The organism is Morganella morganii H1r, from assembly GCF_000633515.1.
GTDB lineage: Bacteria > Pseudomonadota > Gammaproteobacteria > Enterobacterales > Enterobacteriaceae > Morganella > Morganella morganii_B.
On record NZ_AYMP01000069.1, the window covers coordinates 1 to 23,355 of the forward strand.

17 protein-coding genes are annotated in these 23,355 nt (G+C 52.8%); 15 read left to right on the top strand and 2 right to left on the bottom strand.

All coding sequences use genetic code 11. The annotated features are described in order from the left end of the window. Positions 1-143 precede the first annotated feature (143 nt). Positions 144-1,925, bottom strand: a complete 1,782-nt coding sequence (ycaO, locus tag U868_RS0121970) for a 30S ribosomal protein S12 methylthiotransferase accessory factor YcaO (protein WP_029991527.1) — start codon at positions 1,923-1,925, stop codon at positions 144-146. 353 nt (positions 1,926-2,278) lie between these two features. Between ycaO and serC the strand changes: the two genes are divergently transcribed. From serC to kdsB, 11 genes are all read left to right on the top strand, one after another. Further along, a complete protein-coding gene (gene serC / locus U868_RS0121975) occupies positions 2,279-3,364 on the top strand; it encodes a 3-phosphoserine/phosphohydroxythreonine transaminase (protein WP_025155161.1) in 1,086 nt (361 codons plus the stop codon). An 85-nt stretch (positions 3,365-3,449) separates the two neighbouring features. After that, positions 3,450-4,727 (top strand): 3-phosphoshikimate 1-carboxyvinyltransferase, encoded by a 1,278-nt coding sequence (gene aroA / locus U868_RS0121980; RefSeq protein ID WP_025155162.1) that lies wholly within the window; start codon positions 3,450-3,452, stop codon positions 4,725-4,727. Positions 4,728-4,843: 116 nt separating this feature from the next. Continuing rightward, on the top strand, positions 4,844-5,533 hold the full coding sequence (gene cmk, locus U868_RS0121990; RefSeq protein ID WP_025155163.1) for a (d)CMP kinase: 690 nt from the start codon (positions 4,844-4,846) through the stop codon (positions 5,531-5,533). Between the two features lie 226 nt (positions 5,534-5,759). Further along, a complete protein-coding gene (gene rpsA / locus U868_RS0121995) occupies positions 5,760-7,433 on the top strand; it encodes a 30S ribosomal protein S1 (RefSeq protein ID WP_004235822.1) in 1,674 nt (557 codons plus the stop codon). A gap of 65 nt (positions 7,434-7,498) precedes the next feature. Continuing rightward, positions 7,499-7,783 (top strand): integration host factor subunit beta, encoded by a 285-nt coding sequence (gene ihfB, locus U868_RS0122000; protein WP_025155164.1) that lies wholly within the window; start codon positions 7,499-7,501, stop codon positions 7,781-7,783. A gap of 377 nt (positions 7,784-8,160) precedes the next feature. Continuing rightward, a complete protein-coding gene (locus tag U868_RS0122005; RefSeq protein WP_025155165.1) occupies positions 8,161-10,461 on the top strand; it encodes a DNA internalization-related competence protein ComEC/Rec2 in 2,301 nt (766 codons plus the stop codon). A gap of 37 nt (positions 10,462-10,498) precedes the next feature. Continuing rightward, a complete protein-coding gene (gene msbA / locus U868_RS0122010; RefSeq protein WP_029991531.1) occupies positions 10,499-12,244 on the top strand; it encodes a lipid A ABC transporter ATP-binding protein/permease MsbA in 1,746 nt (581 codons plus the stop codon). Between the two features lie 12 nt (positions 12,245-12,256). After that, a complete protein-coding gene (gene lpxK / locus U868_RS0122015) occupies positions 12,257-13,240 on the top strand; it encodes a tetraacyldisaccharide 4'-kinase (protein WP_025155167.1) in 984 nt (327 codons plus the stop codon). 360 nt (positions 13,241-13,600) lie between these two features. Then, on the top strand, positions 13,601-13,816 hold the full coding sequence (locus U868_RS0122020) for a cold-shock protein (RefSeq protein WP_004241772.1): 216 nt from the start codon (positions 13,601-13,603) through the stop codon (positions 13,814-13,816). Between the two features lie 106 nt (positions 13,817-13,922). After that, positions 13,923-14,099: a Trm112 family protein gene (locus U868_RS24870; protein WP_004235830.1), complete on the top strand. Its 177-nt coding sequence runs from the start codon at positions 13,923-13,925 to the stop codon at positions 14,097-14,099. Between the two features lie 5 nt (positions 14,100-14,104). Continuing rightward, on the top strand, positions 14,105-14,854 hold the full coding sequence (gene kdsB, locus U868_RS0122025; protein WP_025155168.1) for a 3-deoxy-manno-octulosonate cytidylyltransferase: 750 nt from the start codon (positions 14,105-14,107) through the stop codon (positions 14,852-14,854). A 59-nt stretch (positions 14,855-14,913) separates the two neighbouring features. On the opposite strand, the gene elyC is transcribed toward kdsB, so the two are convergent. After that, a complete protein-coding gene (gene elyC, locus U868_RS0122030; RefSeq protein WP_025155169.1) occupies positions 14,914-15,711 on the bottom strand; it encodes an envelope biogenesis factor ElyC in 798 nt (265 codons plus the stop codon). A 209-nt stretch (positions 15,712-15,920) separates the two neighbouring features. Here elyC and cmoM point away from each other — a divergent pair, with 209 nt between their 5' ends. Genes cmoM through mukB form a run of 4 tightly spaced genes read left to right on the top strand, consistent with a single transcriptional unit; the run spans position 15,921 to position 23,229 of the window. After that, positions 15,921-16,709 (top strand): tRNA uridine 5-oxyacetic acid(34) methyltransferase CmoM, encoded by a 789-nt coding sequence (gene cmoM, locus U868_RS0122035; RefSeq protein WP_025155170.1) that lies wholly within the window; start codon positions 15,921-15,923, stop codon positions 16,707-16,709. After that, entirely contained in the window at positions 16,702-18,027 is a 1,326-nt protein-coding gene (gene mukF / locus U868_RS0122040) for a chromosome partition protein MukF (RefSeq protein WP_025155171.1), read from the top strand. Before cmoM ends, mukF begins: the two co-directional genes overlap by 8 nt. Beyond that, positions 18,008-18,745, top strand: coding sequence for a chromosome partition protein MukE (gene mukE, locus U868_RS0122045; RefSeq protein ID WP_025155172.1), 738 nt, complete (start codon positions 18,008-18,010; stop codon positions 18,743-18,745). Before mukF ends, mukE begins: the two co-directional genes overlap by 20 nt. Continuing rightward, positions 18,742-23,229, top strand: a complete 4,488-nt coding sequence (mukB, locus tag U868_RS0122050; RefSeq protein WP_025155173.1) for a chromosome partition protein MukB — start codon at positions 18,742-18,744, stop codon at positions 23,227-23,229. The genes mukE and mukB overlap by 4 nt, the downstream gene beginning before the upstream one ends. The last annotated feature ends 126 nt before the right edge of the window (positions 23,230-23,355 follow it).

The following is a 23,355-nucleotide window of genomic DNA, read 5'->3' on the forward strand; positions in this document are numbered from 1 at the left end:
AAAAATTTTTTAAAAATTATAAAATATTTTTATTTTTTATTTTTTATTTAATTAAAGTAAAAAATAAGGTTAATTTGTCGGGTTTGTGTTACTTAAAACGAACAAATTAACCTAATATTTACGTTTATGGCTGTTTATGATGATTAAAACGCATTTTTATCTTTTTGCCAAAAATGCGTTTTTGCTTTTTGCAATTTTTCATAAGCCGCCAGCAGTGCCTGATGCGCAGGAAATGCGGTTAAATTATTATCTGATGCGCATAACCCGAAGAAACAGTTTTTGTCGTTCAGGGCATCCAGGGCCGCATTCAGGGTTTCCTGACCATACATACGGGCAAACGCCGGCAGGTACTGTTCTGTGTTGCGCTCCGGCTCCTGCGTCAGTAATAACAGGGTATGCAGGCAGCGGTAATAATTTGCCCGCTCAGCACTGAGGACACTGGCGTTGAAGTCCTGTGTCCACTCCACCCAGGCCAGCGCCTGATCGGTATCGCCGCCTGCCAGTGCCAGCATGGATTTCAGTTCACCGATGCGCAGGGTGGACCAGCCGTTATCTTTCCCGGCGGCAATGCCCAGCAATTCACGGACACGGGTAAAGTCGTCATGGCCTTCTTCATCCAGCTGTGCCAGCAGAGAGAGATAATCTTCCGCGCTGTAACGGCTTTCCGGCAGTGCGAGAATGGTTTCACGCAGATGAATACCCATGGCGTTATTCGCCATATGCAAATCTTCCGCCGGATAGATATCTGACATGCCCGGCACCAGAATACGGCAGGCATATACACCGAGATGTTCATAATCGGCGATATACACTTCATGGCCGGATGCCGCGAACTGTCCCATCAGTGTGGTGAATTCTTCTTCGGTGGTGCCGCGGAACTGCCAGTCAGCGAAATCATAATCCGCATCCTGTTTAAACAGATCCCAGCTGATCAGACCGCTTGAATCGATAAAGTGGGTTTCCAGGTTGGTCTGATCCGCCACTTCTTCATCATCAAAGGTCGGTGCGGTGAAGACGTCGAGGTCTTTCAGGCTGCGTCCCTGTAACAGCTCAGTGACAGTCCGCTCCAGAGCAACACCGAAATCAGGATGAGCACCGAAAGAGGCGAAACAGGTACCGTTGGCCGGGTTAAACAGCACCACACAGATGACCGGGTACTGACCGCCGAGTGAGGCATCAAAGCAGAAGATCGGGAAGCCTTCGCTTTCCAGGGTGCGGATTGACTCAACAACCTGCGGATAACGCGCCAGCACCGCTTCCGGGATCGCCGGTAAGCTGATGCGCTCAGCAATAATGCGGTTTTTCACATAACGTTCAAAGACTTCTGATAATCCCTGCACGCGGGCTTCATTGCGGGTGTTCCCGGCGGACATGCCGTTGGACACATACAGGTTGGCGACGATATTCATCGGAATATAAACCGTTTTGCCGTCAGACTGCCGGGTAAACGGCAGGGCGCAGATACCGCGCTCCTCATTGGAGGATTGCAGATCAATCAGCTGGCTGCCCTGCAAATCATTTTCCGGATCGTAATAGTCGCGCAGATACTGATCGAGAATACCGTCCGGCAGCGAGTCATCTTCTGTCAGCGGGAACCACTTCTCATCCGGATAGTGAACAAACTCCCCGCTGGCAATGGTTTCGCCCAGCCAGAAATCGGCAAAAAAGTAGTTGGTGGACAGACGCTCAAAATACTCGCCCAGCGCGGAGGCCAGCGCGGCTTTTTTCGTGGCGCCTTTACCGTTGGTAAAACAGAGCGGACAATCAGTATCACGGATATGCACAGACCAGACGTTTGGTACCGGGTTGAGCCACGAGGCTTCTTCAATATTGAAACCCAGCTGCTGCAATTTCTGCTGAAAACGGCTGATGGAATCTTCAAGGGCGGCATCTTTGCCGGGAATAAAAGTATGTGTTTGCGTCATGGGATCCACAATTGCTGTAACGGCCCGCTGTACGCGGACTCAGGAATACCGGGGAAGAAAGGCGCACATAATACGGATTTTTCGTGTCAGCGGCTACCTTTGTGAATGTAAAGTTACCGCCGGGTTATTCCGCTGTATTTCCGTTGTCCGTCATGTATCGCCGGAAATGCATTATATAATATTCCGGTCTGCGGGTCAGATGTGGTCAGATATTCTGCCGGACGATAAAAAGGGTTTAGCGCCCATCATGCAATAAGCATTGCAGCGAAGGGTGGGGAGTGATAAAACCGACAGACAAGGCATATTCATACGATGGATATACAGGGCGTTAATTTACAGATAGGGTGAGGTCAATGAGTCAGGTATACAACTTTAGTGCCGGTCCGGCTATGCTGCCGGTTGAAGTGCTGCGCCGTGCTGAGCAGGAACTGTGCAACTGGCGCGGGCTCGGCACCTCAATCATGGAAATCAGCCACCGCAGCAAAGAGTTTATGTCGGTGGCAAAGGAAGCGGAAAATAATCTGCGCCAGATCCTCGCGGTGCCGGATAACTATAAAGTGCTGTTTTGTCACGGCGGCGCACGCGGACATTTTGCCGCACTGCCGATGAACCTGCTGGGTGAGAAAACCAAAGCGGATTATGTGGTGGGCGGATACTGGGCGGAATGTGCGGCAGAAGAAGCAAAAAAATACTGCACACCGAACATTATTAATGTCAGAACCGAATCGGAAGACGGCATCGGCGTGAAGCCGATGAGCGAATGGCAGCTCAGTGATGATGCAGCCTATGTTCACTACTGCCCGAATGAAACCATTGATGGTATTGCCATTCATGAAGAGCCGGACTTCGGCGATAAAATCGTGATTGCGGATTACTCCTCTGCCATTCTGTCAAAACCGCTGGATGTCAGCCGTTTCGGGGTGATTTATGCGGGCGCGCAGAAAAATATCGGCCCGGCCGGGCTGACCCTGGTGATTATCCGTGAGGATCTGCTGGGCAAAGCGCGCAGAGAAACCCCGTCCATCCTCGATTATACCGTGCTGAGCGGTTGTGATTCCATGTTCAATACCCCGCCGACCTTTGCCTGGTATCTCTCCGGCATGGTCTTTAAATGGCTGATTGAACAGGGTGGTTTACAGGAAATCGCCCGGATCAACTATGACAAAGCACAACTGCTTTATTCTGCGGTGGATCACAGTGATTTCTATATTAACCGTGTGGCGGCAGCCAACCGTTCACTGATGAACGTACCGTTCCAGATGTCTGATCCGTCACTGGACAGCAAATTCCTCGCCGAAGCACAGGCACAGGGACTGGTCTCCCTGAAAGGGCACAAAGTCGCCGGCGGGATGCGCGCCTCCATTTATAATGCGATGCCGTATGAAGGCGTGCGCGCACTGGCTGAGTTTATGGCGGAGTTTGAAAGCCGTCACAGCTGATTTGTTGCAGATACTTTTCCGGGACCGGGTAAGCATCCGGCCCCGTTTTTCGTTTTTATGTTTACACACCGGAGAATAACTTCGTATGGATTCCCTGACGTTACAACCCATCGCCCGCATTAACGGGACGATTAACCTGCCCGGCTCCAAGAGTGTCTCCAACCGGGCACTGCTGCTGGCGGCACAGGCAGCGGGCACAACACGCCTTATCAACCTGCTCGACAGTGATGATATCCGCCATATGCTCAGTGCACTGCGGGAACTGGGGATCCGTTATCAGCTTTCTGACGATAAAACTGAATGCATTGTGGAAGGTCAGGGCAAACCGATCAGCGGGTTTAAAGGTATTGAATTGTTCCTGGGCAATGCCGGAACGGCGATGCGCCCGCTGACGGCGGCACTGTGTCTCGGGGATAATGACATTATCCTGACCGGCGAACCGCGTATGAAAGAGCGTCCGATTGGCCATCTGACCGATGCACTGCGTCAGGGCGGCGCACAGATTGATTTCCCTGAGAATGACGGTTATCCGCCGTTGCGGATCCGCGGTGGTTTTACCGGCGGGCGTATCAGTGTGGACGGTTCCGTATCCAGCCAGTTCCTGACTGCGCTGCTGATGGCAGCACCACCGGCGGAGAATGACACCGAAATTACCATCTCCGGCGAGCTGGTCTCCAAACCGTATATCGATATCACGCTGGCAATGATGTCCGTGTTTGGTATCACGGTGGTGAATGAAGATTACCGGCGTTTCCTGATCAAAGGAAAACAGCAGTATCAGTCCCCGGGAGAATATCTGGTGGAGGGGGATGCCTCATCCGCCTCCTATTTCCTTGCAGCGGCAGCCATTAAAGGCGGCACGGTGCGGGTTACCGGTATCGGGCGTAACAGTCTGCAGGGGGACACCCAATTTGCCGCAGTGCTGGAAAAAATGGGTGCGAAAGTGACGTTTGCGGACACGTACATTGAATGCACCCGCGATACTCTGCACGGCATCGATATGGACATGAACGCTATCCCGGATGCGGCGATGACGATTGCCACCACCGCGCTGTTCGCCGAAGGGACAACCACTATCCGCAATATCTATAACTGGCGGGTGAAAGAGACGGATCGTCTCAGCGCAATGGCCACTGAACTGCGTAAAGTCGGTGCACAGGTGGAAGAAGGACATGATTACATTCAGGTCACCCCGCCGGCAAAATTGCAGCATGCGGACATTGAAACCTATAACGATCACCGTATCGCCATGTGTTTCTCGCTGGTGGCACTGTCAGACACCCCGGTCACGATCCTCGATCCGGGCTGTACGGCAAAAACCTTCCCCGGCTACTTCAGTGAGCTGGCGGCACTGTCAGAATAAAAAAACGCCGTTCTGCGTGCAGGGCGTTTCCTCTGCTGTCACAGATGCGTATAATACGGGCATCTTTTTTCAGGCGGCCGTTGTCACGGCCGCCGGACTGCGACAGGAGAGCGCGCATGGCAGTATATGTTCCGATCATTACCATTGACGGCCCGAGCGGCGCGGGCAAAGGCACCCTTTGTCACGCACTGGCAAACGAAATGGGATGGCATTTACTGGACTCCGGCGCAATTTACCGCGTTCTGGCACTGGCGGCACTGCATCATCATGTGGATATCACCTCGGAAGATGCACTGGTTCCGCTGGCGGCTAATCTGGATGTGAAATTCCTGGCAAAAGACACCGGCCCTGAGACCATTCTGGAAGGTGAGGATGTCAGCCGGGCTATCCGTCAGGAAGAAGTGGGGATGACGGCCTCACAAATCGCGGCATTTCCGCGTGTCCGTGAAGCGCTGCTGCGCCGCCAGCGCGCATTCCGTGTGGCGCCGGGCCTGATTGCCGACGGCCGCGACATGGGCACGGTGGTGTTCCCGGATGCTCCGGTGAAAATTTTTCTTGACGCGAGTGCGCAGGAGCGCGCCCACCGCCGGATGAAGCAGTTGCAGGACAAAGGCTTTAGTGTTAATTTTGACCGCCTTCTTGCTGAGATAGAAGAGCGCGATTTCCGCGACCGCAACCGTGCGGTTGCCCCGCTGGTGGCTGCCGGTGATGCGCTGATTCTGGACTCAACAACCATGTCAATTGATGACGTTATTGCCGAAGCCCTCCGGTATACGAAGGCAAAACTGGCAGAAACGGCGGAATGATAAACAATATTTGCGGAAAATCTGACTGAAAACGTGTTTTTTAGTAGGTTTCTGTATTCGTTTTTGTTTATAATGTTAAGTTGAAGTTTTTTACCGGCAGAGAACAAGGCAAAGAAGCAGTTTTCTGCCACCCCTTTGTGACAAGGAATGTTGCAAGGTATGTGAAACAACCCCATTCGGCCGGATGCTAAATGGACGTTAATACTTAAACACTTGAAGATCAAACATGACTGAATCTTTTGCTCAACTCTTTGAAGAATCCCTGCAGGCTATCGAAACCCGTCCGGGCGCTATCGTCCGTGGTACTGTTGTCGCTATCGATAAAGACGTAGTTCTGGTTGACGCAGGTCTGAAATCAGAATCTGCTATCCCGGTAGAACAGTTCAAAAATGCTCAGGGCGAGCTGGAAATCCAGGTTGGCGACGAAGTTGATGTTGCTCTGGACGCAGTAGAAGACGGTTTCGGTGAAACTGTTCTGTCCCGCGAGAAAGCAAAACGCCACGAAGCATGGCTGATGCTGGAAAAAGCATACGAAGAAGCTGAGACTGTTACCGGTGTTATCAACGGTAAAGTTAAAGGCGGTTTCACTGTCGAACTGAACGGCATCCGTGCGTTCCTGCCGGGTTCACTGGTTGATGTGCGTCCTGTTCGTGACACCACGCATCTGGAAGGCAAAGAGCTTGAGTTCAAAGTAATCAAGCTGGATCAGAAACGCAACAACGTGGTTGTTTCCCGTCGTGCAGTTATCGAGTCAGAAAACAGCGCAGAGCGCGATCAGCTGCTGGAAAACCTGCAGGAAGGCATGGAAGTTAAAGGTATCGTTAAGAACCTCACTGACTACGGTGCATTCGTTGATCTGGGCGGCGTTGATGGTCTGCTGCATATCACTGATATGGCGTGGAAACGTGTTAAACACCCAAGCGAAATCGTGAATGTCGGCGACGAAATCACTGTTAAGGTGCTGAAATTCGACCGCGAACGTACCCGCGTATCTCTGGGCCTGAAACAGCTGGGCGAAGATCCTTGGGTCGCAATCGCTAAGCGTTACCCTGAGAACACCCGTCTGACCGGTCGCGTGACCAACCTGACTGACTACGGCTGCTTCGTTGAAATCGAAGAAGGCGTTGAAGGTCTGGTACACGTTTCTGAAATGGACTGGACCAACAAAAACATCCACCCATCTAAAGTTGTAAACGTGGGCGACGTTGTTGAAGTTATGGTTCTGGACATCGACGAAGAACGCCGTCGTATCTCCCTGGGCCTGAAGCAGTGCAAATCTAACCCATGGCAGCAGTTCGCGGAAACCCATAACAAAGGTGACCGCGTTGAAGGTAAAATCAAGTCAATCACTGACTTCGGTATCTTCATTGGTTTAGATGGCGGCATCGACGGTCTGGTTCACCTGTCTGACATCTCCTGGAACGTTGCAGGCGAAGAAGCAGTACGTGAATACAAAAAAGGCGACGAAATCGCAGCTGTTGTTCTGCAGGTTGATGCAGAGCGCGAGCGTATCTCTCTGGGCGTTAAGCAGTTAGCTGAAGATCCGTTCAACAACTACACCGCTGTTACCAAGAAAGGTGCTATCGTCACCGGTAAAGTAACTGCAGTAGACGCTAAAGGCGCAACTGTTGAGCTGATGGATGGCGTTGAAGGTTACCTGCGTGCATCAGAAGCTTCACGCGATCGCGTTGAAGATGCTACTCTGGTTCTGAGCGTTGGTGATGAAGTTGAAGCTAAATACACCGGTGTTGATCGTAAAAACCGTGTAATCAATCTGTCTGTACGTGCAAAAGACGAAGCGGATGAGAAAGACGCTATCGCGACTGTGAACAAGCAGGAAGAAGCCGGCTTCTCTAACAACGCAATGGCAGAAGCTTTCAAAGCAGCTAAAGGCGAGTAATTAAGCAACGGCAGGCCGCGCAAGCGGTCTGCTTTTATGATAACCAGGGTAGTCCAGGAGGTTATATGACCAAATCTGAACTGATTGAGAAGCTGGCAGGCCAACAATCTCATCTTCCGGCTAAAGTTGTTGAAGAAGCAGTAAAAGAGATCCTTGAGCATATGGCGGATACGCTCGCTGACGGCGAACGTATTGAAATCCGTGGATTCGGCAGTTTTTCTCTGCACTACCGTGCACCGCGGGTAGGTCGTAACCCAAAAACCGGCGAACAGGTGGAACTGGAAGGTAAACACGTTCCTCACTTCAAACCGGGCAAAGAGTTACGCGACCGCGCAAATATCTATGCTTGATTATTGACAGAGATAAATAAAAATGACGCCACCGGCGTCATTTTTTTTGCAGTAAATATTCAATTATCATTATCATAAAAATGTTAACATCGTATTAATGAATTGCGGTTGTATAAGGTTCTGGTGTTGGCAAGCTGAATTTGTTTATTAATAATAGGTTACGGAAGACATCATATTCAGTTCGTCATAAAATACTATTGGAAAGTAGACTGTATTTATAATTAAGCAAATAATTGTGAGTTGACTCGCATAAAATAATTGATCATTTGTATGATTGAAATATAAATTCGTGACGACACGCATTTTTCTATTATCGTAATAACACGCTATACCCGTCATAACATAATACCGGTCTGTTTACCCTTCCGGTGAGTAATATGACTGTTATGGCTGTGCTGAACTATTTGTTTCCCCGTCCGTTACCGCTCTGGCTGGCTGCGACGGCTGTTGTGGCCGGAAACCTGCCGCTGTTGCTGATACCGCGACTGTTGTTACCGGCAGAAAGTCTGCTGTTATTCATTGGTATTTGTTTGCTTTTTCTTATCCGCAACCGGCTGAGTTTTTTTATCCGCATTGTTGTCGGCACTTTTCTCGCAGTAAATATTCATATCAGTAATACATTATCACTCTTTTCCTCTGAACCACCCGATAATATCGATATTATGATCCATGATGTTATGATTAATTCATCTGATTATTATTCCGTCAGAGGCCGGATTATTAATATAGATAGTCAGGCGTATAATGATACTGTTTTTATTAATATAAAAATAAAAGGTTCATTTAAACCGGCGTGTGCCGGTGAAATCTGGCGTATATTTCGTCCTGTATTGAGGCCGGTACACGGTCAGCTAAATGAAGGACAGTCAAACCGGCAGCAATATTTGCTGTCAGAACGGGTTCTGTTTTCTCTGACCCCGGGGCGCAGCAAAAAATTATCGTCAGACTGCAACCAGCGTCAGAAGATGATTGCGGCATACCTTCCTGCAATGGATAACCTGCCGCACAGCGGACTGATGGCGGCGCTGTTGTTTGGCGAGCGGCGCGGTATTACGGCAGAGCAGCGCAGACTGGTGCAGGAAACCGGCGTAGCGCATGTGGTGGCTATTTCCGGGCTGCATATCGGGCTGGCGGCGTTATGGGGCTGGTGGGGCGGACGGTTATTGCTGCTGCTGTTACCGCTGCGTGTGATGACTCATTTAATCCCCTCTCTGCTGTCAGTCTGTGCCGCGATTGCTTATGTCTGGCTGGCCGGGTTTGCGGTTCCGGCCTGCCGGGCACTGTCTGCACTGCTGTTATGGCATCTGCTGCGCTGGCGGCATTACCACCTGCCAGCGTATCAGTTTGTTGTGATCAGTGCGGCACTGTTACTGCTGATCGATCCGCTGACGATTTTATCAGCCGGATTCTGGCTGTCTTATACTGCGGTTACCGCATTGCTGTTCTGGCATCACACCAGTGCTTTCTCCCGCCGTCATGTCTTTACCCCGCTGACACTCTTTATCCGCCTGTGGCGCAATATCAGGCTGTTCCTTTCTTATCAGTGCGGATTATTTTTACTGCTGTTACCGGTTCAGGGCTATTTCTTCGGTGGCGTGAATGTGTTGTCGTTTCTGAGTAATTTGTGGGTCGTCCCGGTGATTTCCTTTCTGACGGTGCCGCTGCTGTTTGCCGGGTTATTGATCGGACCTGCGCTGTCGCTGGCTGATTATTCTCTGGCGCTGGCATTATGGCCGCTGCCGTTTCTGGCGCAGGGCTGGGTGATGACCGGACATGTCGCCCTGATATGGACACCACTGATGTGGCTGGCGGTTTATATTATCCGGCTGGATATGTGGCGGCAGCACCCGCTGCTGCTGCCGGGAATGGTGTTCAGTTGCTGTCTGTATCTGCGGAAAACACCGCTGCCGGCATGGTCGGTCACTGTGCTGGATATCGGGCACGGACTGGCGGCGGTGGTGATAAAGGATGGCAGGGCTGTGGTGTATGATACCGGCAACCGCTTCGGGTCACGGGATGACGGGCTGCGCACGGTGCTGCCTTATCTGCATTATCACCGCCTGACCCCGGACTGGATTATGATCAGCCATGACCACCGTGACCACACCGGCGGGCTGGGCTCCCTGCGCCGTGCTTATCCTGCCGCTGTGGTTAAAGGCAACATTCCGCAGGCCGATACACCCTGTCGCCGCGGGGAGCGCTGGCGATGGCAGTCATTGTCTTTTGAGGTGTTATGGCCGGATGAAAACTATCAGCTGAGCAAAAATGACGGCTCCTGTGTTATCCGCATCAGTGACGGGAAATATCAGATTTTACTGACCGGGGATATCGAAAAACAGGCAGAGAAACAGCTGATCAGGTATAAAGATGAACTCTCTGCCACAGTACTGCAAGTTCCGCACCATGGCAGCAAAACCTCATCATCAGAATTTTTTATTCGTGCGGTAAATCCCGCTTTCGCACTGGTTTCTGTTGCACGCTATAGCCCGTGGCGTCTGCCTTCTGATAAAGTACGCCGTCGCTATCATGATCTCGGCGTGCAGTGGCATGATACTGCGCACAGCGGCCAGATTTCTGTGTCCTTTTTTGCTGATGAAATATCCGTCGCGACTTACCGTACCCATCTCTCCGCCCGCTGGTTCAGCGCATGGTTTGGAGATCAGCCGGTAAACGGGTAATATAGGCAGCTAATTTTTGGTATTGGTAAACGCAATAATGAAAGATATTGATATTTCAACCCGGCAAACATTCCGCCGGTTATGGCCGACAATCGCACCGTTTAAAACAGGTATCATCGTGGCGGCTATTGCGTTAGTCATCAATGCGGGCGGCGATGCATTTATGCTGTCGCTGCTGAAACCGCTGCTTGATGAAGGTTTCGGCACTGCCGACAATGATTTTCTCCGTATCATGCCGTTGATTATCCTCGGGCTGATGCTGTTACGCGGTATCTCCAGTTTTGTCTCAGGTTACTGCCTCTCGTGGGTGTCCGGTAAAGTGGTTATGACCATGCGCCGTAACCTGTTCCGGCATATGATGGGTATGCCGGTTTCCTTCTTTGATCAGCAATCCACCGGGACACTGCTCTCCCGTATTACCTATGATTCCGAACAGGTGGCTTCGTCTTCTTCCGGCGCACTGGTAACGGTCGTCCGTGAAGGCGCTTATATTATTGCGCTGTTCGGCCTTATGTTTTACAACAGCTGGCAGCTGTCGCTGATTCTGATTGTTATTGCCCCGATTGTGGCCTTTGTTATCCGCAAAGTCTCTGTGCGCTTCCGCGAAATCAGTAAAAACATGCAGAGTGGAATGGGGCAGGTCAGCGCCAGTGCTGAACAGATGCTGAAAGGGCATAAAGAAGTGCTGATTTTCGGCGGTCAGAAAGTGGAAAATGATCGCTTTGATAAAGTCAGCAACCATATGCGCCGCCAGGGCATGAAACTGGTGACCGCATCATCTATTGCTGACCCGATTATTCAGATCATTGCCTCCTTTGCGCTGGCATTTGTTCTGTTTGCCGCCAGTTTCCCTGAAATTAAAGAAGCGCTGAGTGCCGGTTCCATTACGGTTGTCTTCTCCTCCATGATTGCCCTGATGCGCCCGCTGAAATCCCTGACCAACGTGAACGCCCAGTTCCAGCGCGGGATGGCAGCGTGTCAGACACTGTTTGTTCTGCTTGATATGGAGCAGGAAAAAGACACCGGCACCAAAGTGCTGAAAGATGCCAAAGGTGATGTGACGTTTGAGAATGTCACTTTCCGTTATCACGGGAAAGAGAACCCGGCGCTGAAAAATGTGTCGTTCACAATTCCGTCAGGCAAAACGGTGGCGCTGGTCGGGCGTTCCGGCTCCGGGAAATCCACTATTGCCAATCTGATCACCCGCTTTTATGAAATTGAAAGCGGACATATTACGATCGACGGCAACGATATCCGTGACTACACACTGGCATCACTGCGCAGCCAGGTGGCACTGGTGTCGCAGAATGTTCACCTCTTCAATGATACGGTCGCGAATAATATCGCCTATGCCACTGAAGGGAAGTACACCCGTGAGCAGATTGAAAAAGCCGCTGAAATGGCTTACGCCATGGACTTTATCAATAAGATGGATAAGGGGCTGGATACGGAAATCGGTGAAAACGGTGTCCTGCTGTCCGGTGGCCAGCGTCAGCGTATTGCGATTGCCCGCGCACTGCTGCGTGACGCACCGATCCTGATCCTCGATGAAGCAACCTCGGCACTGGATACTGAATCTGAACGTGCGATTCAGGCCGCGCTGGATGAGTTACAGAAAAACCGTACCTGTCTGGTGATCGCACACCGCTTATCCACCATTGAGAAAGCCGATGAAATTCTCGTGGTACAGGACGGTGAAGTGCAGGAGCGTGGTACGCATGATGAACTGGTGAAACAGCCTGGTATCTATGCGCAGCTCTATAATATGCAGTTTGGTCACTAAGCGGCACCGCTGATGATCGATAAGATTTGGTCCGGCCGCTCAAAGCTTTACTGGCTGCTTCTGCCGCTCTCGTTTCTGTACGGGGCGGTCAGTGGTCTGCGGCGTCTGCTGTTCCGCTGCGGGCTGAAAAAATCCCGCCGTATGCCGGTGCCGGTGGTGGTGGTCGGTAATCTGACCGCCGGCGGTAACGGCAAAACACCGGTGGTTATCTGGCTGACAGAGCAACTGCTGGCCCGTGGCTACCGTCCCGGGGTGGTTTCCCGGGGGTATGGCGGGAAATCGGATCATTACCCGCTGCTTATCACGCAAGACACGACGACAGCACAGGCCGGTGATGAGCCGGTTCTGATTGCCCGCCGTACCGGTGTGCCGGTTGCGGTCGCACCTGACAGAGCGGCTGCGGTAGAGGCCATTTTGCAGCATGCACCGGTGGATGTGATCATCACCGATGATGGTTTACAACATTATGCGCTGCAGCGCGATATGGAAATCGTGGTGGTTGACGGTGAACGCCGTTTCGGTAACGGCTGGTGGCTGCCTGCCGGGCCGATGCGCGAACGGGCCGGACGTCTGAAACAGGTGGATGCGGTGATCGTCAATGGCGGTACCGCGCAACCCGGGGAAACCGCGATGCAGCTGGTGCCGGGAGAGGCTGTTAATCTGTCTGACGGCACCCGTAAACCGGCGGCTGAAATCGGTGAATGTGTGGCGATGGCCGGTATCGGGCACCCGCCGCGCTTTTTTGCCACGCTGAACGCCCTCGGGGTGATACCGGTACAGTGTGTTGCGTTTCCGGATCATCAGCCGTACAGCCCTGAACAGCTTTCCGCACTGATAAAACCCGGGCAGTCACTCCTGATGACAGAGAAGGATGCAGTGAAATGTTTTACCTTTTCTGCAACTGACTGGTGGTATTTACCGGTCAGTGCCGCCATTCCCGCAAAATCCGCCGATTTAATTCTGGATAAAGTCATATCTCACATAAAAAATGCATAAAGGGGCTTGCGCTTTTTATCTGAATATGGCTTAATCAAAAAGTTGTATTTCTGTGATGTATTTCATATCTCACTGTGCAACCAATCCGCGAGTTAACACATATTCTGATCCCGCTGTCATAATTTTTTCACACCACCTTGTTAATCTTGTGGTGCGGATGACCGGATCCCGCGGATAAACGGTATGTTTTGCAGCCGGTGTCTGACCGGCTGCAAATCAGAATAAAAAATAATAACTATAATGTTTTGCTCATTACCGGGTGGCTGTTCGCAAAGAGAGCACCCGTGTTGCCCGGCCGGAGCAGACATAACCAGCGATGGGGTGTATACCATTTCTGGTGATATAAAAGGAGTTAATACTATGTCTAAACAATTACAACTTGGCCGCGTTAAATGGTATGACGCGAAAGAAGGTTACGGTTTCATCTCCCCGGTTAACGGCGGCGACGATATCTGGGTAACCCGTAACGGGATCGCCAATTCCCGTAACAAATTACTGTGCGAAGGGCAGGAAGTGGAATTTTCACTGACCCGCGGCAGTTATGGTATTGCTGCGAACGATGTGATCGCGCTGTAATATGGGTAAAAACGCGACTATCTCTGTGATATCGCAACAACAGAGTTAACGGTGAGACCGGGCTTATGTTATTCTGAGCCAACGTTTTTATCTCATTGGGGGACGTATGGATCACCGTTTACTCGAAATCGTGGCCTGCCCTGTTTGCCACGGCAAACTCAGCTACGACAAACAAAATCTTGAACTCATCTGCAAAGGCTGCCGTCTGGCCTATCCCGTCCGTGACGATATCCCTGTCTTATTAGAGAATGAAGCCCGCGAATTGCCGGTCTCAGAAGGATAATCGCCATGTTTACCGTTATCATTCCCGCGCGTTATGCCTCCACACGTCTGCCCGGTAAACCGCTGGCGGATATCTGCGGCAAGCCGATGATTGTCCGTGTGATGGAGCAGGCAAAACGTTCCGGCGCTGCGAGAGTCATTGTCGCCACTGATACACAGGCGGTATTTGACGCCGTGATCGCAGAGGGCGGTGAAGCCTGCATGACGCGCGAAGATCATCAGTCCGGGACCGAGCGCCTGGCGGAAGTGATTGATCACTATCAGTTTGCTGATGATGAGATTATCGTGAATGTTCAGGGGGATGAGCCGTTAATCCCCGACAGTATTATTGCGCAGGTTGCTGAAAATCTGGCAGCCAGCGAAGCCGGTATGGCCACCCTGGCGGTAAAAATCACTTCAGCGGAAGAAGCCTTTAACCCGAATGCGGTGAAAGTGGTGATGGATAAACAGGGCTACGCGCTCTATTTCTCCCGTGCCACCATTCCGTGGGATCGCGAGCGTTTTATGCACAGCCGTGACAGCGCCGGTGATAATTTCCTGCGTCATATCGGCATTTACGCTTACCGTGCCGGGTTTATCCGCCGTTATATTCAGTGGGAAACCAGCCCGCTGGAGAAAATCGAGATGCTCGAGCAGCTGCGTGTACTCTGGTACGGTGAAAAAATTCATGTCGCGGAGGCATCCGAAGCACCGGGCACCGGTGTTGATACCCCGGAAGATCTTGAAACTGTGCGCAGATTGTTTGCCGCCCGCTGAGCGATAACAGTTATAAACAAAAACGCGGGTCACTTCTGAACCCGCGTTTTTGTTGTCTTCTATTCCTGTTCTTCATTATCTGACGTTTTCACTGACTGCCAGAGCCGCCCCAGCCCTTCATACCAGACCCGTTCACTGTGTGATAAATAGTACGCGGAAGGAATGGTTTTCTCCCAGCTGTGCAGCGGGGTGGTGACCGCCAGCTGATTGGCCGGTGCCGGGATCGGATGCAGGCCGCGCGCATCGAAGAAGGCTTTGGCGCGGGTCATATGGTTAGCGGAGGTCACCAGCAGGAACGGCGCATCACCCACCACTTTTTTCACTTCAGCGGCTTCCTCTTCAGTATCTTTCGGCAGTATCAGCGGCAGCGTGCGTTCAGCCGGGATCCCCAGTGACTGCGCAACTTGCGCTGCAGCCTCTGCGCTGCTGATACTGTTTGCGCCCGGCCCGCCGGTGAAAATCAGCGTCGCCTGCGGGTAACGCAGCGCGAGACGTACACCTTCCGTGACGCGCGGCAGACTGTTACTGATCAGGTTGGCGGACGGTGACCATTCCGGGTTATAGGTAAAGCCGCCGCCGAGCACCACGATATAACGCAGATCCTGTTGCTGAACCTCTGCCGGGGTGATGAGCTCATAGCGCTTTTCATACGGTTTTTCTGTTGTCAGCAGCAGGGCATCCGCCACCGGCTGCAGGCTGAGCAGCACCAGCCCGAGCCAGCTCACGGTGATCAGGGTTTTGCCGGTTTTCTGCCGGGGGGTAAACCACAGCAGCAGTAATCCGGCTAAAATCAGCAGGAGCATAAACGGCAGCGGCATCAGAAAACCGCCGAGGTATTTTTTCAGGGCAAACAGCATGAGCGCACCTTAAATATGATTGATTTATCACCGGTTAACGGCAGGAGTCTGCACAAATCGGGTGACATTAGACACGTCTGTGACACAATAGTTACCGACTTTGCATATTGCACTGCTCTGCCCGGCAATACAATTGAAGATAGCCGGATCGCGCGGGAAACCGCCGCAGACTGACCCGAAATATCCCCCGGAACTGAACACAGGTTTTCATGGTTGATCGTAATTTTGACGATATCGCGGAGAAATTCACCCGCAATATCTATGGCACAACAAAAGGGCAAATCCGCGAAGCGGTGGTCTGGCAGGATCTGGACGCCTTACTGACCCGGCTGAAACCGGGCCCGCTGCGTATTCTGGATGCGGGCGGCGGTGACGGTTTCTTCTCCCGCCGTCTGGCTGCACTGGGGCATCAGGTGGTATTGTGCGACCTGTCAGAAGAGATGATCGCCCGCGCACAACAGGCCGCGCTGGATGACGGTGTGGCAGAAAATATGTCCTTTATTCATTGTGCGGCACAGGATATCGCACTTCATACTGAAGGGACGTTTGATCTGGTATTATTTCATGCCGTTTTGGAGTGGATCACAGATCAAAAAGGTGCAATTGAGGCACTGACCGCTATAATAGCGGGCGGTGGTGCATTATCGTTAATGTTCTACAATGCGAACGGCCTTGTGATGCGCAATGCGATATTAGGCAACTTTCATCTGGCAACCCCGGAAATTCAGCGCCGCCGCAAGCGTTCGTTATCGCCGCAGAATCCCCTTATGCCGGAACAGGTTTATCAGTGGCTGGATGATTGCCGTCTGACGATTGAGGCAAAAACCGGCGTGCGGGTTTTCCATGATTATCTGCAGAGCCGCCAGTTACAAAACCGTGATTTTCCGGCGCTGCTGGCACTGGAGCAACGCTATTGCCGTCAGGAGCCTTATATCAGCTTAGGCCGCTATATTCACGTTATGGCACGAAAACCGATCAGAAGGATGGACAATGAGTGAGTTTACCCAAACAGTCCCGGAACTCGTGGCATGGGCGCGAAAGAATGATTTCTCCATCGCGCTGCCACCGGAACGGCTGGCTTTTTTACTGTCTGTCGCGGTGCTTAACAGTGAGCGCATCGACGGTGAAATGAGCGAGGGGGAACTGGTGGATGCCTTCCGCGAAGTCTGCAAAGGCTTTGAACAGACAACGGAATCTGTCGCGGTCCGTGCGAACAATGCCATCAATGATATGGTGCGCCAGAAAATATTTAACCGCTTTACCAGTGATATCTTTGAGGGTAATGCGATTTACCGGCTGACCCCGCTCGGGATCGGCATCAGCGATTATTATATCCGTCAGCGTGAATTTTCCTCACTGCGTTTATCCATGCAGCTCTCGATTGTGGCCGGTGAACTGAGCCGCGCGGCAGATGCCGCCGAAGAGGGCGGGGATGAATTTCACTGGCACCGTAATGTATTTGCCCCGCTGAAATATTCCGTGGCGGAGATTTTCGACAGTATTGATATGTCGCAGCGCATTATGGACGAGCAGCAAAACGGGGTAAAAGACGATATCGCCAAACTGCTGAATCAGGACTGGCAGGCCGCCATTGCCAACTGTGAGCAGTTGTTGTCCGAAACGTCTCTCACACTGCGGGAATTGCAGGATACCCTCGAAGCCGCCGGTGACAAATTACAGGCGAATCTGCTGCGCATTCAGGATGCCAATATGAGCGCAACGACCGGCTCTGAGCTGGTGGATAAACTGATTTTTGATTTGCAGGCCAAACTCGACCGTATTATCAGCTGGGGCCAGCAGTCTATCGATTTATGGATTGGTTATGACCGCCATGTCCATAAATTTATCCGTACCGCTATCGATATGGATAAAAACCGTATTTTCTCGCAGCGTCTGCGTCATTCTGTTCAGCACTATTTTGACTCGCCGTGGGCCCTTAATGTCGCCAATGCGGATCGCCTGCTGGATATGCGTGATGAAGAGATGGCACTGCGTGATGACGAAGTGACCGGGGAATTACCGCCGGATCTGGAATATGAAGAATTCAGCGAGGTCAACGAAGAGCTTGCCGTTATGATGGAAAGCGCGCTGGCCGTGTATAAAGCACAGGCGAAGCCGCTGGATCTGGGCGCTGTTCTGCGCGATTACCTCGCGAAATATCCGCGCAGCCGCCAGTTCGATGTGGCACGGATTATCGTGGATCAGGCTGTCCGCCTCGGGGTGGCTGATGCTGATTTCTCAGGCATCCCGGCGGAATGGTCAGCAATTAATGAATACGGAGCGAAGGTGCAGGCACATGTCATCGACACATATTGAACACTTTATGTCAGCAAAGCTGGCTCAGGCACTTGCCAACAACCTTTTTCCGGAACTTGACAGCCAGTTGCGCTCAGGCCGCCATATCGGCGTGGATGATCTGGATAATCATGCCTTTCTGATGGATTTCCAGGATGAACTGGAAGGCTTTTACGCCCGTTATAACGTGGAACTGGTCCGTGCCCCGGAAGGGTTCTTCTATCTGCGCCCGCGTTCCACCACGCTGATCCCGCGCTCGGTGTTATCCGAACTGGAAATGCTGGTCGGCAAAGTGCTGTGCTATCTGTATCTCAGCCCGGAACGTCTGGTCAACCAGGGCATTTTCTCCACGGCAGAACTCTATGAGGAACTGCTGTCACTGGCGGATGAAGCCAAATTACTGAAAGTGGTGAATAACCGCTCCACCGGCTCGGACCTGGACAAACAGAAATTACTGGAAAAAACCCGTGGTGCGCTGAACCGCCTGCGCCGCCTGGGCATGATCACATTTGTTGCTGCGGATAACAGCCAGTTTGTGATTGCCGAATCTGTTTTCCGCTTCGGGGCGGATGTCCGCAGCGGGGATGATCCGCGTGAGGCGCAGCTGCGTCTTATCCGCGATGGTGAGGCTCAGTCTCTTGCGGAAGAAGAAAAACACCTGCGCCCTGAGGATCAGGACGATGATAATGAAGAATCTGATAATGACAACGCGACGGATGAAGCGGAGGATGAAGAATGATTGAACGTGGTAAATTCCGCTCGCTCACGTTAGTCAACTGGAACGGCTTTTTTGCGCGCACCTTTGATCTGGATGAGCTGGTCACCACCTTATCCGGTGGTAACGGTGCCGGTAAATCCACCACCATGGCGGCCTTTATTACCGCCATGATCCCGGATTTAACCCTGCTGCACTTCCGTAACACCACTGAAGCCGGGGCAACATCCGGTTCCCGTGATAAAGGTCTGCACGGTAAACTGCGTCCGGGCGTGTGCTACGCCATGCTGGATGTGGTGAACTCCCGCCATCAGCGCGTGCTGGTGGGTGTGCGTCTTCAGCAGATTGCCGGACGTGATAAAAAAGTCGATATCAAATCCTTTATGATTCAGGGATTACCGACACAGTACTCCCCGACACAAATTGTCAGCGAACAGCTGAGTGAACGTCAGGTGCGGGTTCTGCCGCTGAATGACCTGAAAGCCCGCCTGGATGATATCGAAGGTGTGCATTTCAAACAGTTTAACTCGATTACCGATTACCACTCGGTGCTGTTCGAGCTGGGGGTTATCCCGAAACGTCTGCGTTCTGCAGGCGACCGCAGCAAATTCTACCGCCTGATCGAAGCGTCACTTTACGGTGGTATCTCCAGCGCCATCACCCGTTCCCTGCGTGACTATTTACTGCCGGAGAACAGCGGGGTACGCAAAGCCTTCCAGGATATGGAAGGGGCACTGCGTGAAAACCGTATCACACTGGAAGCTATCCGCGTTACCCAGTCTGACCGCGATCTGTTCAAACACCTGATCACCGAAGCAACCGCGTATGTTTCTGCGGATTACATGCGTCACGCCAATGAACGCCGTGTGCATATCGACCAGGCACTCTCTGTGCGCCGGGAGCTGCTCGGCAGCCGCAGGCAGCTTATCAGCGAACAGCTCCGTCAGGTGGAAATGTCCCGCGAGCTGGCGGAGCAGACGGCCTCATCCGCCGATCTGGAAACGGATTACCAGGCGGCCAGTGATCATCTGACACTGGTGCAGACGGCCATGCGTCAGCAGGAAAAAATTGACCGCTATCAGGCTGATGTCGAAGAGCTGACATTCCGCCTGGAAGAACAGACCGAAGTGGCGGAAGAAGCCGCAGAGCAGCTGGCGGAATATGAAGAACGCAACCATGTTGCGGAAGAGGAAGTGGATGAGCTGAAAAGCCAGCTGGCCGATTACCAGCAGGCACTGGACGTTCAGCAGACCCGCGCCATTCAGTATCAGCAGGCATTACAGGCACTGGAACGCGCCAAAGCGGTGTGTCAGCTGCCGCAGCTGGATATTGATTCACTGGATGAATGGCTGGAAACCTTCCGCGCCCGCGAAGAGCAGGCAACCGAATCCCTGTTAGTGCTTGAGCAGAAAATGAGTGTGGCACAGGCCGCACACAGTCAGTTCTCTCAGGCCTATGAGCTGGTGAAATCGGTGGTCGGCGAAGTCAGCCGCAGCGACGCTTACCAGACTGCCCGTGAATTACTGCGTGACCTGCCGTCACAACAGATGATGGCTGACCGCGTACAACCGCTGCGTCAGCAGTTATCCGAACTGGAACAGCGCCTGCACAGTCAGCACAATGCACAGAAATCGCTGGATGATTTCTGCAAACGCATCGGGCAGCAGATTGAGGCGGACGGGCTGGATGAGATGCTGATGACCCTTGAGGCGCAGCAGGAAAGCCTGAGTGTCAGTGTCAGCGAAAGCGGCGAACGCCGCATGGAAATGCGTCAGCAGACTGAACAGCTGAAACAGCAGATCCAGTCCCTGACCGTCAAAGCCCCGGCATGGCTGGCGGCGCAGGAAGCCCTGACGCAACTGTGTGAGCAGTCTCATGAGACGTTCACCAGCGCCAATGATGTCACGGAATACATGCAGCAGTTGCTGGAGCGTGAGCGCGAAGTGACTGTTGAGCGTGATGAAATCGCGCTGAAAAAAGCACAGCTGGAAAAAGATATTGAACGGCTCAGTCAGCCGAGCGGCGCGGAAGACAGCCGTATGCTGGGGCTGGCAGAGCGTTTCGGCGGTATATTGCTGTCGGAAATCTATGACGACATTACGATTGATGACGCACCGTATTTCTCTGCCTTATACGGCCCGGCGCGTCATGCGATTGTGGTGCCGGATCTCAGCGCCGTGCGGCCGATGCTGGATGCCCTCGATGATTGTCCGGAAGACCTCTATCTGATTGAAGGGGATCCGCAATCCTTTGATGACAGCGTCTTTACCACCGAAGAACTGGAGCGTGCGGTACTGGTGCGCAGCACCGATCGCCAGTGGCGTTACTCCCGCTTCCCGTCTGTGCCGCTGTTCGGCCGCGCGGCGCGTGAGAATCAGCTGGCAGTGCTGGAACATGAACGGGATGAGCTGGCAGAACGCCTGGCGACACTCTCTTTCGATGTCCAGAAAATGCAGCGTGCCCATCAGGCATTCAGCCGTTTTGTCGGTAAAAATATCTCGGTGGCCTTTGAGGCTGACCCGGAAGCGGAAATCCGCACACTGAATCAGCGCCGTAATGAGCTGGAGCGCGAGCTGGCACAGTTTGAGGATCAGACTGCTGTTGCCCGTCAGCAGTACGCGCAGATCAAAGAAAACCTGAGCATCCTTAACCGTCTGATCCCGAATACCGCTCTGCTGCTTGATGAAACGCTGGCAGATCGCGCGGATGAGATCCGTGACGCGCTGACCGATGCACAGGGATCCGCCCGTCATATTCAGCAGTACGGTGCGGCGCTGCGCAAACTGGAGCCGATGGTTACTGTTCTCCAGAGTGATCCGGAGCAGCACGAAGCCCTGATCCGCGATTACGAAAACGCGAAACAGGTGCAGCAGCAGGCCCGTCAGCAGGCGTTTGCCCTTGAAGAAGTCGCACAGCGCCGTCAGCACTTTAATTACGGCGAATCCGCCGGCATGCTGACAGAAAATGCCGATCTTAATGACAAACTGCGTCAGCGTCTGGAGCATGCGGAATCGGATCGTAGCCGTACACGTGAGATGCTGCGCCAGCAGCAGACCAAATGCGCGGAGTTCAATCAGGTTCTGGCCTCACTGCGCAGCTCGTATGAAACCAAATCGGACATGCTGCGTGAACTTGAGCGCGAAATGAGCGAGATTGGTGTTCAGGCGGATGCCAATGCGGAAGAGCGCGCCCGTGTGCGCCGTGATGAACTGTACAACCAGGTCAGCCATAACCGCGCCCGTATCAATCAGCTGGAAAAACAGCTGGGGATCGGTGAGTCGGAAATGGATAACCTGCAAAAACGTCTGCGCAAAGCGGAGCGCGATTACCAGCAGATCCGTGAGCAGGTCGTGACCGCCAAAGCGGGCTGGTGTGCGGTAATGCGTATGGTGAAAGAGAGTGGTGTTGAGCGCCGCCTCCACCGCCGTGAACTGGCTTATGAAGATGCGGACACACTGCGTTCCATGTCGGATAAAGCCCTCGGGGCGTTGCGCCAGGCCGTGGCAGATAACGAACATCTGCGTGATGCACTGCGTCTGTCCGAAGATCCGAAGCGTCCGGAACGCAAAGTACAGTTCTTTATCGAAGTGTACCGCCACCTGCGCGAACGTATCCGCCAGGATATTATCAAAACCGATGATCCGATCGACGCCATCGAACAGATGGAAATCGAACTGGCGCGCCTGACCGATGAACTGACCGCCCGTGAACAGAAACTGGCGATCAGCTCGAAAAGTGTGGCCAATATCATCCGCAAAACGATTCAGCGCGAACAGAACCGTATCCGCATGCTTAACCAGGGCCTGCAGGCAGTGGCATTCGGTCAGGTCAAAGGGGTGCGTCTGAATGTGAATATCCGCGAAAGCCACGCGATACTGCTGGATGTGCTGTCCGAAGAGCACGAGCAGCATCAGGACTTGTTCGCCAGTCAGCGTCTGACCTTCTCCGAAGCGATGGCGAAACTCTATCAGCGCCTGAACCCGCAGGTGGATATGGGGCAGCGTCTGCCGCAGACCATCGGTGAGGAACTGCTGGATTACCGTAATTACCTCGAACTGGAAGTGGAAGTCAACCGTGGTTCAGACGGCTGGCTGAAAGCCGAGAGCGGGGCGTTATCCACCGGTGAGGCGATTGGTACCGGGATGTCCATTCTGGTGATGGTGGTGCAGAGCTGGGAAGAAGAATCCCGCCGCCTGCGCAGCAAAGATATTTCACCGTGCCGTCTGCTGTTCCTGGATGAAGCCGCCCGTCTGGATGCGAAATCTATCGCCACCCTGTTTGAGCTGTGCGACCGCTTACAGATGCAGCTGATTATCGCGGCACCGGAAAATATCAGTCCGGAGAAAGGCACAACGTATAAACTGGTGCGTAAAGTCTTCAATAATCAGGAACATGTGCATGTGGTGGGACTGCGTGGTTTCGGCCAGCCGGAACCAGTGCCGGCACCGGAGGCATTGTCTGAGCCGGTGACGGAAGAGGAGAATGACGGGGAAGAAGAGCAGGATTGATTTCTCTCTCCCGTTTTTTCGCTGAAACAGATGAGCGCAGCAGTGCGCTCATCTGTTTTTATATGGGGGGTTGTCAGTTATACCGGGGTCAGTGACATGCAGGCAGGTCAGCTGGTTAAAATCCAT

Excerpts from the sequence above, each read along its gene's own strand:
- ycaO (WP_029991527.1), bottom strand. The coding sequence starts at position 1,925 with ATGACGCAAACACATACTTTTATTCCCGGCAAAGATGCCGCCCTTGAA.
- serC (WP_025155161.1), top strand. The coding sequence starts at position 2,279 with ATGAGTCAGGTATACAACTTTAGTGCCGGTCCGGCTATGCTGCCGGTT.
- aroA (WP_025155162.1), top strand. The coding sequence starts at position 3,450 with ATGGATTCCCTGACGTTACAACCCATCGCCCGCATTAACGGGACGATT.
- cmk (WP_025155163.1), top strand. The coding sequence starts at position 4,844 with ATGGCAGTATATGTTCCGATCATTACCATTGACGGCCCGAGCGGCGCG.
- rpsA (WP_004235822.1), top strand. The coding sequence starts at position 5,760 with ATGACTGAATCTTTTGCTCAACTCTTTGAAGAATCCCTGCAGGCTATC.
- ihfB (WP_025155164.1), top strand. The coding sequence starts at position 7,499 with ATGACCAAATCTGAACTGATTGAGAAGCTGGCAGGCCAACAATCTCAT.
- U868_RS0122005 (WP_025155165.1), top strand. The coding sequence starts at position 8,161 with ATGACTGTTATGGCTGTGCTGAACTATTTGTTTCCCCGTCCGTTACCG.
- msbA (WP_029991531.1), top strand. The coding sequence starts at position 10,499 with ATGAAAGATATTGATATTTCAACCCGGCAAACATTCCGCCGGTTATGG.
- lpxK (WP_025155167.1), top strand. The coding sequence starts at position 12,257 with ATGATCGATAAGATTTGGTCCGGCCGCTCAAAGCTTTACTGGCTGCTT.
- U868_RS0122020 (WP_004241772.1), top strand. The coding sequence starts at position 13,601 with ATGTCTAAACAATTACAACTTGGCCGCGTTAAATGGTATGACGCGAAA.
- U868_RS24870 (WP_004235830.1), top strand. The coding sequence starts at position 13,923 with ATGGATCACCGTTTACTCGAAATCGTGGCCTGCCCTGTTTGCCACGGC.
- kdsB (WP_025155168.1), top strand. The coding sequence starts at position 14,105 with ATGTTTACCGTTATCATTCCCGCGCGTTATGCCTCCACACGTCTGCCC.
- elyC (WP_025155169.1), bottom strand. The coding sequence starts at position 15,711 with ATGCTGTTTGCCCTGAAAAAATACCTCGGCGGTTTTCTGATGCCGCTG.
- cmoM (WP_025155170.1), top strand. The coding sequence starts at position 15,921 with ATGGTTGATCGTAATTTTGACGATATCGCGGAGAAATTCACCCGCAAT.
- mukF (WP_025155171.1), top strand. The coding sequence starts at position 16,702 with ATGAGTGAGTTTACCCAAACAGTCCCGGAACTCGTGGCATGGGCGCGA.
- mukE (WP_025155172.1), top strand. The coding sequence starts at position 18,008 with ATGTCATCGACACATATTGAACACTTTATGTCAGCAAAGCTGGCTCAG.
- mukB (WP_025155173.1), top strand. The coding sequence starts at position 18,742 with ATGATTGAACGTGGTAAATTCCGCTCGCTCACGTTAGTCAACTGGAAC.